At 72.5% G+C, this 15571-nt stretch carries 13 protein-coding genes; 6 read left to right on the top strand and 7 right to left on the bottom strand.

The window, feature by feature from the left end; genetic code table 11:
* Positions 1–36: 36 nt before the first annotated feature.
* A complete protein-coding gene (locus IG74_RS0125515; protein WP_030681804.1) occupies positions 37–222 on the top strand; it encodes a hypothetical protein in 186 nt (61 codons plus the stop codon).
* 205 nt (positions 223–427) lie between these two features.
* On the opposite strand, the gene IG74_RS0125510 is transcribed toward IG74_RS0125515, so the two are convergent.
* Positions 428–1483 (bottom strand): LacI family DNA-binding transcriptional regulator, encoded by a 1056-nt coding sequence (locus IG74_RS0125510; RefSeq protein WP_030681801.1) that lies wholly within the window; start codon positions 1481–1483, stop codon positions 428–430.
* A 149-nt stretch (positions 1484–1632) separates the two neighbouring features.
* Here IG74_RS0125510 and IG74_RS0125505 point away from each other — a divergent pair, with 149 nt between their 5' ends.
* The 3 genes from IG74_RS0125505 to IG74_RS0125495 are packed head-to-tail and all read left to right on the top strand — an operon-like array spanning position 1633 to position 4798.
* Positions 1633–2784, top strand: coding sequence for a Gfo/Idh/MocA family protein (locus tag IG74_RS0125505; protein WP_030681798.1), 1152 nt, complete (start codon positions 1633–1635; stop codon positions 2782–2784).
* Entirely contained in the window at positions 2781–3953 is a 1173-nt protein-coding gene (locus IG74_RS0125500) for a dihydrodipicolinate synthase family protein (protein WP_051855381.1), read from the top strand. Before IG74_RS0125505 ends, IG74_RS0125500 begins: the two co-directional genes overlap by 4 nt.
* Positions 3950–4798: a sugar phosphate isomerase/epimerase family protein gene (locus tag IG74_RS0125495; RefSeq protein ID WP_030681794.1), complete on the top strand. Its 849-nt coding sequence runs from the start codon at positions 3950–3952 to the stop codon at positions 4796–4798. Before IG74_RS0125500 ends, IG74_RS0125495 begins: the two co-directional genes overlap by 4 nt.
* Before the next feature lie 29 nt (positions 4799–4827).
* Here IG74_RS0125495 and IG74_RS0125490 read toward each other — a convergent pair whose 3' ends face one another.
* The 6 genes from IG74_RS0125490 to IG74_RS0125465 form a co-directional block, all read right to left on the bottom strand.
* Complete coding sequence (locus tag IG74_RS0125490) at positions 4828–5235, bottom strand: DUF937 domain-containing protein (RefSeq protein WP_030681791.1); 408 nt, start codon at positions 5233–5235, stop codon at positions 4828–4830.
* Between the two features lie 243 nt (positions 5236–5478).
* On the bottom strand, positions 5479–5874 hold the full coding sequence (gene rbsD / locus IG74_RS0125485) for a D-ribose pyranase (RefSeq protein ID WP_030681789.1): 396 nt from the start codon (positions 5872–5874) through the stop codon (positions 5479–5481).
* Positions 5871–6800, bottom strand: a complete 930-nt coding sequence (locus tag IG74_RS0125480; RefSeq protein WP_030681787.1) for a ribokinase — start codon at positions 6798–6800, stop codon at positions 5871–5873. The genes rbsD and IG74_RS0125480 overlap by 4 nt, the downstream gene beginning before the upstream one ends.
* A gap of 60 nt (positions 6801–6860) precedes the next feature.
* Entirely contained in the window at positions 6861–8828 is a 1968-nt protein-coding gene (locus IG74_RS0125475) for a substrate-binding domain-containing protein (protein WP_030681784.1), read from the bottom strand.
* Complete coding sequence (locus IG74_RS0125470) at positions 8815–10434, bottom strand: sugar ABC transporter ATP-binding protein (protein ID WP_037826055.1); 1620 nt, start codon at positions 10432–10434, stop codon at positions 8815–8817. The genes IG74_RS0125475 and IG74_RS0125470 overlap by 14 nt, the downstream gene beginning before the upstream one ends.
* Positions 10431–11471: a LacI family DNA-binding transcriptional regulator gene (locus tag IG74_RS0125465; protein WP_030681778.1), complete on the bottom strand. Its 1041-nt coding sequence runs from the start codon at positions 11469–11471 to the stop codon at positions 10431–10433. The genes IG74_RS0125470 and IG74_RS0125465 overlap by 4 nt, the downstream gene beginning before the upstream one ends.
* 229 nt (positions 11472–11700) lie before the next feature.
* On the opposite strand from IG74_RS0125465, the gene IG74_RS0125460 reads away from it, so the two are divergent.
* Positions 11701–13908: an ATP-dependent RecD-like DNA helicase gene (locus IG74_RS0125460; protein WP_030681775.1), complete on the top strand. Its 2208-nt coding sequence runs from the start codon at positions 11701–11703 to the stop codon at positions 13906–13908.
* 220 nt (positions 13909–14128) lie between these two features.
* Positions 14129–15427 (top strand): citrate synthase, encoded by a 1299-nt coding sequence (locus tag IG74_RS0125455; protein WP_030681772.1) that lies wholly within the window; start codon positions 14129–14131, stop codon positions 15425–15427.
* Positions 15428–15571 lie beyond the last annotated feature (144 nt).

Here is a 15571-nt window from a genome sequence, read left to right as displayed (position 1 = left end):
AGTCCCAACAGCAACTTCAATGAAACGATGGAAGCCATGAAATTCCACCTGGAAGTCGAATGCGACGAGACGGCCCTCGACGAGACGACGTACCGGGAGCTCTCCCGGATCCTGCGCTACTGGGCGGGGAACCTGCACCACTACGAGCTGGCCCCCGGCATGACGGCGAAGGTCTACGACTCCGCGTACAGGGAAACGGGCAGCTGGACGATCAGCCACTGATCACGCGCGGCCGCCGACGAACAGAAGGGGACGCGGCGGTATGTCCGCCCGCAGCACAGCAACATCGCTGCCCCGCACGGGAGTCCACCCCGCGCACATGACAGCGAGGACGGACATACCGCCGCGGCCCCGACCCAGGACCGGCCGAGGCGCACGGCACGGCGAGCAAGAAGAAGGACGGACACCAGCGCAAACGAACAAAGGCTCAGGAGCCCCCGCCAGGGACCCCCGTGGACCCCCGGACCATCAACTCCCCGTGCACCGTGGCGATCCCCCCGGGCGGCTCCTCCTCCCGCCCCATGGCGATCCGCCCCGCCCGCGCCCCCGCCTCGTACAGCGGCAGCCGCACGGTGGTGAGCGCCGGCACCGCGTCCACGCTGAACGGCAGATCGTCGAACCCGGCGACGGACACGTCCCCGGGAATGGAGAGCCCCCGGTCCCGCAACGCGGCGCACGCCCCCAGCGCCACGGTGTCGTTGGCGGCGACCACGGCGGTCAACGCGGGCTCGCGCCGCAGGAGTTCGACCGTGGCGTCGTACCCGGACCGCCGGTCGTAGGGCCCGTGCAACGTCAGCCGGGGATCGGCGGCGAGCCCGGCCGCCGCGAGGGCGTCCTGGTGCCCTTCGAGCCGGTGCCGCGTGGTGGTCCGGTCCACCGGCCCCGCGATGTACCCCACGCGCCGGTGCCCAAGGCCCAGCACGTGCTCCGTGAGCCGCCGCCCGCCACCCCGGTTGTCGAACGTGAGGGCCACGGAGTCCGGCGCCCCGTCGGCCGGAGGCCGCCCGCAGAGCACGACCCGCGACCCCGCGTCACCGAGCCGCCGCAGCTTCGCCCCGATGGCGGCGGCGTGCTCGGGATCCTCGCTGGCACCCCCGGTGAGGACGACGGCGGCGGCCCGCTGCCGCTGAAGCAGCGTCAGATAGGTCAGCTCGCGCTCGGCGGAGCCGCCGGTGTTGCAGACGACGGCCATCCGCTCGCCCCCGGCCCGCCCTCCGGGCCCGCCGATCTCGGACTGCACGGCGCTCGCGATGATGCCGAAGAAGGGGTCGGCGATGTCGTTGACGAGGATGCCGACCAGGTCGGACGTCGCGGCGGCAAGCGAACTGGCGGGCCCGTTGAGGACGTAGTCGAGCTCGTCCACGGCCCGCAGCACGCGCTCGCGCGTGGCGGCGGCGACGGGGTAGTTGCCGTTCAGCACGCGAGAGACGGTGGCGGGGGACACCTGGGCGCGGGCCGCCACGTCCGCCAGGGTCACGGTCATCTAGTGGTCCTCCGGTCCTCCGGTCTTGTACGAACGTTGTCCGCAGGCTAGCTTCTCCCCCGTAGAAAGCGCTTGCTACGCCTCGGAGGGCAGGTGGATCGACGCGGACCTGCCCCACGAGCCACCCCGGGCCCCAGGGAGGAACTCACGTGACACGCAGGACGGTCCGCATCGCCGTGAACGGCGTGACCGGACGCATGGGTCACCACCAGCACCTGGTCCGCTCCCTGCTCGCGCTGCGCGAGCAGGGCGGCCTCGACCTGGGCGACGGCACCCGGCTGTGGCCGGAGCCGGTCCTGGTGGGCCGCAGAGAGGCGGCGCTGCGCGAACTCGCGGACCGCTACGGCCTGACCGCCTGGTCGACGGACCTGGCCGGGGTCCTGGCGGACCCGGCCGTGGAGGTCTACTTCGACGCGCAGGTGACCTCGGCCCGCGAGGCGGCGCTGCGGCAGGCGATCGAGGCGGGCAAGCACGTGTACACGGAGAAGCCGACGGCGACGACCCTGGACGGGGCCCTGGACCTGGCCCGCAGGGCGCATGCGGCGGGAGTCAAGCACGGCGTGGTCCAGGACAAGCTGTTCCTGCCGGGCCTGCGCAAGCTCAAGCGCCTCCTCGACGGCGGTTTCTTCGGCCGGGTCCTGTCCGTGCGGGGGGAGTTCGGCTACTGGGTGTTCGAGGGCGACTGGCAGCCCGCGCAGCGCCCGTCGTGGAACTACCGGGCCGAGGACGGCGGCGGGATCGTCGTGGACATGTTCCCGCACTGGGAGTACGTGCTGCACGAGCTGTTCGGCCGCGTCCGCACCGTGCAGGCGCTGACGGCGACGCACGTGCCGCAGCGCTGGGACGAGCGGGGCAAGCCGTACGACGCGACGGCGGACGACGCGGCGTACGGCGTCTTCGAGCTGGAGGGCGGGGTGGTCGCGCAGATCAACTCCTCCTGGGCGGTGCGGGTGCACCGGGACGAGCTGGTCGAGTTCCAGGTGGACGGCACCGAGGGCTCGGCGGTCGCGGGCCTGCGCGGCTGCCGCTTCCAGCACCGCGCCGCGACCCCGAAGCCGGTGTGGAACCCGGACCTGCCGTCGCCGCACGCCTTCCGGGAGCAGTGGCAGGAGGTGCCGGACAACGGGGAGTTCGACAACGGCTTCAAGGCCCAGTGGGAGCTGTTCCTCAAACACGTGTACGCGGACGCGCCCTACCACTGGGACCTGCTGGCGGGCGCCCGCGGCGTACAGCTGGCGGAGCTGGGCCTGAGGTCGGCGGCGGAGGGCCGCAGGATCGACGTACCGGAGATCGCACGGTGAGGGAAAGGGAAGCAACGGCCGACACCACAACGGCCGCCAACGCACCAGCAGCCAACAGAACACCTGAACCCGAACAAGAACAAAGCACCCCAGCCCAGCCCGCCCCCCGCACAGTCCTCGCCGCGGCGCACATCGTCGCGGACCCCCACGCCGACGTCCCCCCGCAGGGCCCCGCCGCCGTCGACTGGGACGCCACGCTGGCCTTCCGCCGCCACCTGTGGGCGCACGGCCTCGGCGTGGCGGAGGCGATGGACACCGCGCAGCGCGGCATGGGCCTGGACTGGCCGGGCGCGGCGGAGCTGATCCGGCGCTCGGCCGCGGAGGCCGAGGCGGCGGGCGGCCGCATCGCGTGCGGCGCGGGCACCGACCAGCTCACCACGCCCGCACCCGCCCCGGCCGAGGTGCGCGACGCCTACGAGGAGCAGCTGGCCCTCGTGGAGGAGGCGGGCGCGCAGCCGGTCATCATGGCGTCCAGGGCCCTGGCGGCGACGGCGGAGGGCCCCGACGACTACCTCGCCCTGTACGACGGGCTGCTGCGCCAGGTCACCACGCCCGTGATCCTGCACTGGCTGGGCCCCATGTTCGACCCGGCCCTCGAGGGCTACTGGGGCACGCGTGACCTGGACGCGGCCACCGAGACGTTCCTCCAGGTCATCGCCGCCCACCCGGAGAAGGTGGACGGCGTGAAGATCTCCCTCCTGGACGCGGACCGCGAGCGGGCCCTGCGCCGCCGTCTGCCGCCCGGCGTCCGCTGCTACACGGGCGACGACTTCCACTACCCCGAGCTGATCGCGGGCGACGAGCACGGCTTCAGCGACGCGCTCCTCGGCGTCTTCGACCCGCTGGCCCCCTTGGTGGCGAAGGCGGTGCACGCCCTCGACACCGAGGGCCCCGCCGCGTTCCGCGCGGTCCTCGACCCCACGGTGCCGCTCGCCCGCCACCTCTTCGAGCCCCCCACCCGCTACTACAAGACGGGCGTCGTCCTGCTCGCCTGGCTGGCGGGCCACCAGCGCCACTTCACGATGGTCGGCGGCCTCCAGTCGGCCCGCCCGCTGCCGCACCTGGTCAGGGCGTACGAACTGGCCGCCGACCTTGGCCTGTTCCCCGACCCCGGCCTGGCGGAGCACCGCATGCGGCTGCTCCTGGAACTCCACGGGGTGACGCGATGAAGGGCCCGGCCGCGCCCGCGGACTTCAGCATCAACCAGATGACGGTCAAGCAGCTCCCGCTGCCCGAACTGGTCACCGCCTGCGCGGACTTCGGCATCCGGGGCGTCGGCCTGTGGCGCGAGCCCGTCCGGGCGTACGGCGTGCGGGCCGCGGCCGACCTGGTGCGCGCCGCGGGCCTGACCGTCACCACCCTGTGCCGGGGCGGCTTCCTCACCGCGGCCGAGCCGGCGGAGCGCGCCCGCGCCCTCGCCGACAACCGCGCCGCCGTCGACGAGGCGGCGGCGCTCGGCACCGACACGCTCGTCCTGGTCTGCGGCGGCCTCCCGCCCGGCGACCGCGACCTGCCCGCGGCCCGCGCCCGCGTCGGCGCCGCGCTCGCGGAACTCGCCCCCTACGCCGCCGCCCGCGGGATCCGCCTCGCCGTCGAGCCCCTCCACCCCCTGTACGCGGCCGACCGCAGCGTCGTGTCCACGCTCGCGCAGGCACTCGCCCTCGCCGCGCCCTTCCCCGCGGAGCAGGTGGGCGTCTGCGTGGACACGTACCACCTGTGGTGGGACGACACCGTGCCCGACGCCCTCGTCCGGGCGGGCGCGGCGGGCCGGCTGCACGCCTTTCAGCTGGCCGACTGGACCACGCCGCTGCCGCACGGCGCGCTCACCGGGCGCGGCCAGCTCGGCGACGGCGCGGTCGACTTCCCCCACTGGCGGCGCCTGCTGCGCCGCGCGGGCCACACCGGCCCCGTCGAGGTCGAACTCTTCAACGACGGCCTGTGGGCACGGGACGGACGCGAGGTGCTCGCGGAGACGGTGGCGCGATACCGGCAGGTGTACGAGGGCGGCGGCTGAGCCGCGCCCGCCCGCCGCCGCGCGCGGCGCTACTTCCCGCGGCCGCCCGCCGCGCGCTTGCTGAGGACCGCGAGGACCACCGGGATCAGTATCTCGATCACACGGGTCACCGTGGCCGCGGGGACGCCGGTCTTCTTCGCGACCGCGTTCGCCACCGGCTTGCTCAGCTTGCCGAGCACCCCGGCCGCCATGCCGCCGCCCAGCAGCCCGCCGAGGCCGCCGCCCAGCGTGGCCACGCCCTGCAGCGGCGGCCCCGCCGCGGGGTCGGGGGCCTGCGCGGCCGCCTCCTGCTGAAGGGGAGCGGACAAGGTGGAGGCCGTGGTGCCCACCACGTCCCGCGCCCCGGCCGCGTCCGTGCCGAGCAGGGTGGCGATCTCCTGGAGCTTGTCGTCACCCAGCTCGTCGAGTACGTCGTCTTCGAATGAGGTGTCGCTCATGTACGGAAAGCTACGTCCGGGCGGGTTCGTCGGCACGCTGAAATCTTCCGGATTAACTTTCCGGAGCCGTGCAACCCTTCCCGGGTGTCACGGGTCGTAGTGGATGTCATGCGCTCTGGAGGGGGGATCTGGGGGGATCCGGAAGAGCGCTGACAAGGGAGGGGAAAACGAGGGGGCCCGGTCGACGGACCGGGCCCCCTCGAAGTGTCCGGACCCCGGGAAGCACCCGGCACCCGGACCACCTCAGAAGAAGACTCCGCAGGTCAGCAGCACATTCGCATACGGCCGCGCCTCCCCGGTGCGCACGACGAGCCGCGCGCCCGCCGACCGCTCCTTCACCTCGACGTGCGGCACGAAGGCAAGCGCCGCCCCCGGAAAGCGCTCCGCGAGCAGCCCGGCCGCCGCCGGATTCGCCTCCCGCACCTCGACGGCCGCCACCGCGCCCTCCACCACGAGCTCCGCGAGCAGCCCGTCCAGGACCTGCGCGAACGACGGCACCCCGGCCGTGAACGCCAGATCCACCACCCGCGGACCCACCGGAATCGGCATGCCCGCGTCGCACACGAGCACCCGGTCCCCGTGCCCAAGCTCCGCGAGCGCGCCCGCGAGATGGCGGTTGAGTATGCCCGCCCGCTTCACCGCGCCGCGCCCGCCCCGCCGAACCCCGCCACCTCGGCACCCGTCGGATACGAAGCCTGCGCACCCGCCCGCGTCACCGCGACGGCACCCACCCGCACCGCGTACCGCGCCGCCGTCACCAGGTCGTCGCCCACACCGAGGCGCCACGCCAGAGCCGCCGTGAACGCGTCCCCGGCACCCGTGGTGTCCACCGCCTCGACCTTCACCGACGGCACCCGCTCGGCCCCCTCGGCCGTGGCCACAAGGGCGCCCTCGGCACCCAGCGTCACCACCACCGAGCGCGGGCCGAGCGCCAGCAGCCGCCCCGCCCACTCCTCAGGGGCGTCCGGCACCTCCGCGCCCGCGCCCTCCAGGATCACCCGCGCCTCGTGCTCGTTCACGATCAGCGGATCACAGGCCCGCAGGACCTCCTGCGGCAGCGGAGCGGGCGGCGACGGATTGAGGACGAGCCGGGCCCCGGGCGCCAGCGCCCCGGCCGCCTCCGCCACCGTCTCCAGCGGAATCTCCAACTGGAGGGACACCACCCGCGCCGCCTCGAAAAGACCCCGCGCCGCCCGCACGTCGGCCGGCGTCAGACGCCCGTTCGCGCCCGGCGCCACCACGATGCTGTTGTCGCCCGACGGATCCACCGTGATCAGCGCGACCCCGGTCGGCGCGCCGCCCACCAGGACCCCCGCCGTGTCCACGCCCGCCGACTCCTGCGCGTCCAGGAGCAGCCGCCCGTACGCGTCGTCGCCGACCCGCGCGAGCAGCGCCGTCCGCGCCCCGAGCCGGGCCGCCGCCACCGCCTGGTTGGCGCCCTTGCCGCCCGGGTGGACGGCCAGGTCGGATCCGAGGACCGTCTCGCCCGCACCGGGCCGCCGCGCCACGGCCGTCACCAGGTCGGCGTTGGCCGACCCCACGACCAACAGGTCGTACTCATCCATTCCCGCACTGCCTTTCGCGCTGTTCACGCCGCCTGAAGTGGCCGCCCCGCCACCGTACGGTCACCGGAAGTCCTTCACGTTCTCCGCCGTGACCACCTTCACCGGCACCTTCACCAGGGACGGGACCTTCTCGTCGTCGGCCACGGCCACCGCGTTGCGCACCGCGATCCGGCCCAGCTCCTTGGGCTGCTGCGCCACCGACGCGTACAGCGTGCCGTCCGCGACCGCTGTCAGACCGTCCGGCGTGCCGTCGAAGCCGACCACCGACACCGACTTGCCCGCCTTGCCGCCGAGCGCCTTCACCGCGCCGAGCGCCATCTCGTCGTTCTCGGCGAACACGCCGTCGACGCCGGGGTGCGACTGGAGCAGGTTCGTCATCACGTCCAGGCCCTTGGTGCGGTCGAAGTCCGCGGGCTGCTCGGCCACCACCTTGATGCCGGGGAAGGCCTTGATGCCCTCGGCGAAGCCCTTGCCCCGCTCCCGGCTCGCGGACGTGCCCGCCGTGCCCTGGAGGACCACCACCTCGCCCTTGCCGCCCAGCTTGTCGGCGAGGGCCTTCGCGGCCTGCCTGCCGCCCGCCACGTTGTCGGAGGCGACGAGCGTGGCCACGTCCGCCTTGTTCACACCCCGGTCCGCGGCCACCACCGGAATGCCCGCCTTGTTCGCGGCGCGCGCCGCCGGGCCCACCGCGTCGGAGTCCACCGGGTTGACGATGACGGCCTTCATGTTGCCGCTGGTGAAGTTCTGCAACTGGTTGGCCTGCTGCGAGGCGTCGTTCTGCGCGTCCGTGACCGTCAGGTCCACGCCCGCCTTCTCCGCCTCGGCCTGCGCGCCCTCCTTCATCTGGACGAAGAAGGGGTTGTTCAGGGTCGACAGGGACAGACCGACCTTCGTGGACGTACCCGAAGAGCCGTTGTTCCACAGGGACACCGCCGCGATGACGGCCGCCGCGACCACCGCCGCCAGCGTGTACTTCACCGCCTGCGGGCCCTTGCGCCCGGCCCCCGACGACGTACTGCCCGACGGCGTGCCCGCCGCCGTCGACGTACGCCTGCGCAGCGAGTCCAGGAGCACGGCGAGCGCGATCACCACGCCGATGACCACCTGCTGCCAGAAGGCCGACACCGAGAGGAGGTTGAGGCCATTGCGCAGGACCGCCAGGATCAGCGCGCCGATCAGCGTGCCCGACGCCTTGCCGACGCCGCCCGCGAGGCTCGCCCCGCCGATCACGACCGCGGCGATCGCGTCCAGCTCGTAGCCCTGCGCGGCCTGCGGCTGCGCGGACACCAGACGGGAGGCGAGCACGATGCCCGCGACGGCCGCGAACAGACCGGACAGCGCGTAGATCGCGATCTTCTGCCGCTTGACCCGCAGGCCCGACAGGCGCGCCGCCTCCTCGTTGCCGCCGATCGCGTACATCGAGCGGCCCAGGTACGTACGCGCCAGGATCACCGCGGTGATCAGGCCCATCGCGACCATCACGAGCACCGGCACCGGCAGCCAGCCGCCCAGCGTGTCACCGACCTTGGACACCGACTCCGGGAACGCGATCGGGCTGCCCTGCGAGATCACCAGGGACAGGCCGCGGGCGATCGACAGCATCGCGAGCGTCGCGATGAACGGCGGCAGCTTCCCGTACGACACGAGCAGGCCGTTGACGGCACCGCAGGCCAGGCCCGTGGCAACCGCCAGGACCAGCGCGATCCAGACGGGCACGCCCTCCTTCGTCGCCGACCAGGCGAGGACCGTCGCCGAGAGCGCCGCCACCGAGCCGACCGACAGGTCGATGCCCGCCGCGACGATGACGAAGGTGACGCCGAACGCGAGGATCGCCGTCACGGCCGCCTGCACGCCGACGTTGAGCAGGTTCTGCGTGGTGAGGAAGTCGCCGGAGAGCAGCGACATCGCCACCACCAGGACCACCAGGGCGCTCAGCGCGCCGTTGTCGAGCAGCACGCGGCGCAGGTCGAGGCCGCCGCCCGTGCCGGATGTGCCGGGCTTGTCCGGACGCAGGTCAGTGGTCGCCACGGGAGGCTCCCTTCTCGTCGTTGTCGTCCCCCGCGGGGGCGGTGTCGTGCTGCTCGGGGGCCGCGCCGCCGGGCGCGGGGCGTCCGTTCGCGGACCGGTCGAGCGAGGTCGCGGTGGACACGGCCAGGGCCATCACGGCGTCCTGCGTCGCGTCCTCGGCGGCGAGTTCGCCCGCGAGCCGCCCCTGGGCCATCACCAGGACCCGGTCGCTCATCCCCAGCACCTCGGGCAGGTCGCTGGAGATCATCAGGACGGCGTGCCCGGCCGCCGTGAGCTCGTTGATCAGCTGGTAGATCTCGACCTTCGCGCCGACGTCGATGCCGCGCGTCGGCTCGTCGAGGATCAGCACCCGCGCCTTCGCCAGCAGCCACTTGCCGATGACGACCTTCTGCTGGTTGCCGCCGGAGAGGGTGCGCACGTGCTGGTGCAGGCCCGCCATGCGCACGCCGAGCTGCCCGGCGATGCGCTCGGCCGCCGCGCGCTGGCCCGCGCGGTCCACGAGCCCGGCCCGGGTCGCCGAACGCAGCGTCACCAGGCCGAGGTTGTCCGCCACGGAGGCGTCGAGGACGAGGCCCTGGCCCTTGCGGTCCTCGGGCACGAGCCCGATGCCCGCGGTCATCGCCGCGTACACGTCGTGCCGGGGGACCGGGCGGCCCGCGACCTCCACGGAGCCCGCGTCGTACGGGTCCGCGCCGAAGACGGCCCGCGCGACCTCCGTACGGCCCGCGCCGACCAGGCCCGCGACGCCCACGACCTCACCGGCGCGCACCTCGAAGTCCACGCCGTGGAAGACGCCGTCGCGGGTCAGGCCGCGCACCCGCAGCAACGGCGCGTCCCCGCCCGCCACTTCGGGCCGCTCCCTCGGGTACTGCTGCTCGATGGAGCGCCCCACCATCAGGCGCACCAGCTCGTCCTCGGGCGTGCTCGCGGGGACCTGGCCGACGCTGCGGCCGTCGCGGATGACGCTCACCCGGTCGCCGAGCGCGGCGATCTCCTCCAGGTGGTGGGTGATGAAGACGATCCCGACGCCGTCCTCGCGCAGCGCCCGTACGAGGGAGAAGAGCCGCTCCACCTCCTCGGAGGTGAGCACGGCGGTCGGCTCGTCCATGATGAGCACGCGCGCGTGCAGGCTGAGCGCCTTGGCGATCTCCACCATCTGGAGCCGGGCGATGCCGAGCTCGCGGCAGCGGGCGCGCGGGGAGACGTCGACGCCCACGCGTGCGAGGAGTTCGGCCGCGTCGGCCTCCATCTTCTTGCGGTCGATCAGGCCGTAGCGGCGCGGCTGGCGGCCCAGGAAGACGTTCTCGGCCACCGTCAGGTCGGGGACGAGGTTGAACTCCTGGTAGATGGTGGCGATGCCGAGCCGCTCGGCGTCCTGCGCGCCCTGTACGCGGACCTCCTCGCCGTCCACCAGGATGCGCCCGGCGTCGGGCTGATGGGCGCCGGACAGCATCTTGATCAGCGTGCTCTTGCCCGCGCCGTTCTCGCCGAGCAGCACGTGCACCTCGCCCGCGCGCAGGTCGAAGTCGACGCCGTCGAGCGCCACGACGCCGGGGAAGGCCTTGCGGATGCCCTCGACGCGCAGCAGCTCACCGTCGTGGCTCACAGGGTGCTCCTTCCAGCAGGGGATTCCTCGGTGGGGGTGACCGGCTCGCCGCACGAGCGCCGGACCACCAGGCGCGCGGGCAGCGTCACCGACTGCGGCGTGCGCCCCTCGATGCGGTCCGCGAGCGCCCGTACGGCGGCCCGGCCGAGCTCGCCCGTCGGCTGCGCGATCGCGGTGATCGGCGGGTCGGTGTGCACGAACCACGGGATGTCGTCGAACGCGGCGAGCGCGATGTCGTCGGGAACGCGCAGCCCCCGCGCGCGGACGGCGTCCAGGGCGCCGAGCGCCATCAGGTTGTCCGCGGCGAAGACCACGTCGGGCGGAGTCGGCAGGTCCAGGAACCGCTCGGTGGCGCGGCGGCCGCTCGCCGCCTGGAAGTCGCCCTGGCCGACGTACGCGGCGGGCAGTTCGAGGCCGTGACCCGCGAGCGCGTCGCGGAAGGCCTGGACGCGCTCGCTGCCGGTGGTCGTGGCGGCGGGGCCCGCGATGATGGCGAGCCTGCGGTGGCCGAGCGCGTACAGATGGGCCACCAGGTCGCGCACCGCGGCGCGCCCGTCCGCCCGGACGACGGGCACGTCCGCGCCCGGGATCCACCGGTCCACGAACACCATCGGGGTGCCCGCGCGCGCGGCGTCAAGGACCAGCGGGGAGCCGCCGTCGGCGGGGGAGACGAGGAGGCCGTCGATGCGGCGGTCCAGGAGGGTGCGGATGTGGTGGTCCTGGACCTCGGGCCGCTCGTCGGCGTTGCCGAAGATGATGCTGTAGCCGAGCGCGCGGGCCTCCTCCTCGACGGAGCGGGCCAGCTCGGTGAAGTACGGGTTCAGGACGTCGCTGATGACGAGCCCGAGCGTGCGCGTCTGGTCGGTGCGCAGGGACCGGGCCAGGGTGTTGGGCCGGTAGCCGAGCGCCGCCACGGCGTCGAGCACGCGGGCGCGGGCGGCCGGGCTGACGGACGCGTGCGCGTTCAGGACCCGGGACACCGTGGCCACGGACACTCCCGCACGGGCCGCGACGTCTTTGATGCCGACGCTTGCCACTGCCGATGCCACCTCCTCGTGGAATCGATTACACGAGGGAGTGAAAACGATTACACGGGTGGCTGACAACCCCTTGACGGCTGGCCGAAACCAGATCGTGACCCACGCCACGCCCGCCCCTCGCGCATCCGCTCCCGGGGGGACCCGGCGCGTTGTCGGTGCCCGGCGGTAGCGTCGGATCATGTCGACTGCTGCCCGGCAGGGTGCGCCCGGAGTCCCCGCGCCCCGAATGGCCGTCATCGAGGGCGTCCTGGAGCGGATCACGTTCGCCAGCGAGGAGACGGGGTACACGGTCGCGCGCGTGGACACCGGCCGCGGCGCCGGAGACCTGCTCACCGTCGTCGGCTCGCTGCTCGGCGCACAGGTCGGCGAGTCCCTGCGGATGGAGGGCCGCTGGGGCTCCCACCCGCAGTACGGCAAGCAGTTCACCGTGGAGAACTACACGACGGTGCTGCCCGCCACCATCCAGGGCATCCGCCGCTATCTCGGCTCCGGCCTCATCAAGGGCATCGGCCCCGTCATGGCCGACCGGATCACGACGCACTTCGGCGTGGACACCCTCGACGTCATCGAGCACGAGCCCAAGCGGCTCGTCGAGGTGCCGGGCCTCGGCCCCAAGCGCACCAAGAAGATCGCCGACGCCTGGGAGGAGCAGAAGGCCATCAAGGAGGTCATGGTCTTCCTCCAGGGCGTCGGCGTCTCCACCTCCATCGCCGTGCGGATCTACAAGAAGTACGGCGACGCCTCCATCTCCGTGGTCAAGAACCAGCCCTACCGCCTGGCCGCCGACGTCTGGGGCATCGGCTTCCTCACCGCCGACCGCATCGCCCAGGCCGTCGGCATCCCGCACGACAGCCCCGACCGCGTCAAGGCCGGCCTCCAGTACGCGCTGTCGCAATCCACCGACCAGGGCAACTGCTTCCTGCCCGAGGAGCGCCTCATCGCCGACGCGGTCAAGCTCCTCCAGGTCGACACGGGCCTGGTCATCGACTGCCTCGCCGAGCTCGCGGGCGAGGAGGAGGGCGTGGTGCGCGAGGCGGTGCCGGGGCCCGACGGCGGCCCCGACGTCACCGCCGTCTATCTGGTGCCCTTCCACCGCGCCGAACTGTCCCTGTCCGCCCAGCTGTTGCGCCTCCTGCACGCCGACGACGACCGGATGCCCGCCTTCCGGGACGTGGCCTGGGACAAGGCGCTCGGCTGGCTGGCGGGGCGCACCGGCGCCGAGCTCGCGCCCGAGCAGGAGGCGGCCGTCCGGCTCGCCCTCACCCGGAAGGTCGCCGTGCTCACCGGCGGGCCCGGCTGCGGCAAGTCCTTCACGGTGCGCTCCATCGTGGAGCTGGCCCGCGCCAAGAAGGCCAAGGTGCTGCTCGCCGCGCCCACCGGCCGCGCCGCCAAGCGCCTCGCCGAGCTCACCGGCGCCGAGGCCTCCACGGTCCACCGCCTCCTGGAGCTGAAGCCGGGCGGCGACGCCGCGTACGACCGGGACCGGCCGCTCGACGCCGACCTGGTGGTCGTGGACGAGGCGTCCATGCTGGACCTGCTGCTCGCCAACAAGCTGGTGAAGGCCGTGCCGCCCGGCGCGCACCTGCTGTTCGTCGGCGACGTCGACCAGCTGCCGAGCGTCGGCGCGGGCGAGGTCCTTCGGGACCTGCTGAGCGACGGCAGCCCGATCCCCGCGGTGCGTCTGACCCGCATCTTCCGGCAGGCCCAGGAGTCGGGCGTGGTCACCAACGCCCACCGGATCAACTCCGGGCAGTCGCCCCTGACCCAGGGCCTCGCGGACTTCTTCCTGTTCGTGGAGGAGGACACGGAGGAGGCCGGGCGGCTCACCGTCGACGTCGCGGCCCGCCGCGTCCCGGCGAAGTTCGGGCTCGACCCGCGCAGGGACGTCCAGGTCCTCGCCCCCATGCACCGCGGCCCCGCGGGCGCCGGCACGCTGAACGGCCTGCTCCAGCAGGCCGTCACCCCCGCCCGCCCCGGCCTGGCCGAGAAGCGCTTCGGCGGCCGCGTCTTCCGCGTGGGGGACAAGGTCACCCAGATCAGGAACAACTACGAAAAGGGGAGCAACGGCGTCTTCAACGGCACGGTGGGCGTCGTCACCGCCCTGGACCAGGACGAGCAGCACCTGACGGTCCTGACGGACGAGGACGAGGAGATCTCTTACGACTTCGACGAACTCGACGAGCTCGCCCACGCGTACGCGGTGACGATCCACCGCTCCCAGGGGAGCGAGTATCCGGCGGTCGTGATCCCGGTCACCACCGGCGCCTGGATGATGCTTCAGCGGAATCTGCTCTATACGGCCGTGACACGCGCCAAGAAGCTGGTCGTGCTCGTCGGTTCGCGCAAGGCTCTGGGGCAGGCGGTCCGTACGGTCTCCGCGGGCCGGCGCTGCACGGCCCTGGACCACCGGCTCGCAGGACGTCGTACAGGTTGACGTCAAGGCCCTCACACGGTTGATCGATCATTTGAGTCGTAAAGGTCACACACCACTTTCGGAACGGGGATGAAGGGGGCAGGATGACCAGGTTGGCGGCACTGAGTGCCGCCAGTAGGCCCAATGGTCGACCCCGAGTGCACTCTCCAGGGCCAAATGGGGGATGGTAGAGACAGTCAGGGCACCTCGAAGAAGAGGCACAACGTCGGTGAGGGATGACGTGAGCGAGAACGCTAACAAGGCTGTAGTACTGCGGTACGGCGATGGCGAGTACACCTACCCGGTGATCGAGTCCACTGTCGGCGACAAGGGCTTCGATATCGGCAAGCTCCGCGCCCAGACCGGTCTGGTGACCCTGGACAGCGGCTACGGCAACACCGCCGCCTATAAATCCGCCATCACCTACCTCGACGGCGAGCAGGGCATCCTGCGGTATCGGGGCTACCCGATCGAGCAGCTGGCCGAGCGCTCCACCTTCCTCGAGGTGGCGTACCTGCTGATCAACGGCGAGCTGCCGAAGGTCGACGAGCTGGCCACGTTCAAGAACGAGATCACCCAGCACACCCTGCTGCACGAGGACGTCAAGCGCTTCTTCGACGGCTTCCCGCGCGACGCCCACCCGATGGCGATGCTGTCCTCCGTGGTCAGCGCGCTGTCCACGTTCTACCAGGACAGCCACAACCCGTTCGACGAGAAGCAGCGTCACCTCTCCACGATCCGGCTGCTCGCCAAGCTGCCGACGATCGCGGCGTACGCCTACAAGAAGTCGATCGGCCACCCCTTCGTCTACCCGCGCAACGACCTCGGGTACGTCGAGAACTTCCTGCGCATGACCTTCTCGGTCCCCGCCCAGGAGTACGAGCTCGACCCGGTCGTCGTCTCGGCCCTCGACAAGCTGCTCATCCTGCACGCGGACCACGAGCAGAACTGTTCGACCTCGACGGTCCGCCTGGTCGGCTCGTCGCAGGCGAACATGTTCGCGTCGATCTCCGCGGGCATCTCCGCGCTGTGGGGCCCGCTGCACGGCGGCGCCAACCAGTCGGTCCTGGAGATGCTGGAGGGCATCCAGGCCAACGGCGGCGACGTCGACTCCTTCATCAACAAGGTGAAGAACAAGGAGGACGGCGTCCGCCTGATGGGCTTCGGCCACCGGGTGTACAAGTCCTTCGACCCGCGCGCCAAGATCATCAAGGCGGCGGCGCACGATGTCCTCTCGGCCCTCGGCAAGTCCGACGAGCTGCTCGACATCGCGCTGAAGCTGGAGGAGCACGCGCTCTCCGACGACTACTTCGTCTCGCGCAACCTCTACCCGAACGTGGACTTCTACACGGGTCTGATCTACCGGGCCATGGGCTTCCCGACCGAGATGTTCACGGTCCTGTTCGCCCTCGGCCGGCTGCCGGGCTGGATCGCCCAGTGGCACGAGATGATCAAGGAGCCCGGGTCTCGTATCGGGCGTCCCCGCCAGATCTACACCGGCGAGGTCATCCGGGACTTCGTCCCGGTGGAGTCCCGCTAGCCGCTGTGGCCGCGGTGGCGAGCAGGGCGGGTTCCGCCCTGCCACCCGCGGGCCCCGGCCCCACCCCACCCACAGCCCGCCGCCCCCTCGCGGCGGGCTGTCGCGCGTCTCCGCCCCACCGCTACCGCGGCGATTCCTCCCACC

Origin of the sequence: Streptomyces sp. NRRL B-1347 (genome assembly GCF_000720325.1) — a bacterium.
GTDB lineage: Bacteria > Actinomycetota > Actinomycetes > Streptomycetales > Streptomycetaceae > Streptomyces.
The sequence above is the reverse complement of the archived record's forward strand: the minus strand, read 5'-3'. Positions and strand labels throughout refer to the sequence as shown.

Bases quoted from the DNA above. Each gene is read 5' to 3' on its own strand.
- IG74_RS0125515 (WP_030681804.1), top strand. From the start codon at position 37: ATGAAATTCCACCTGGAAGTCGAATGCGACGAGACGGCCCTCGACGAG.
- IG74_RS0125510 (WP_030681801.1), bottom strand. From the start codon at position 1,483: ATGACCGTGACCCTGGCGGACGTGGCGGCCCGCGCCCAGGTGTCCCCC.
- IG74_RS0125495 (WP_030681794.1), top strand. From the start codon at position 3,950: ATGAAGGGCCCGGCCGCGCCCGCGGACTTCAGCATCAACCAGATGACG.
- IG74_RS0125490 (WP_030681791.1), bottom strand. From the start codon at position 5,235: ATGAGCGACACCTCATTCGAAGACGACGTACTCGACGAGCTGGGTGAC.
- IG74_RS0125480 (WP_030681787.1), bottom strand. From the start codon at position 6,800: ATGGATGAGTACGACCTGTTGGTCGTGGGGTCGGCCAACGCCGACCTG.
- IG74_RS0125460 (WP_030681775.1), top strand. From the start codon at position 11,701: ATGGCCGTCATCGAGGGCGTCCTGGAGCGGATCACGTTCGCCAGCGAG.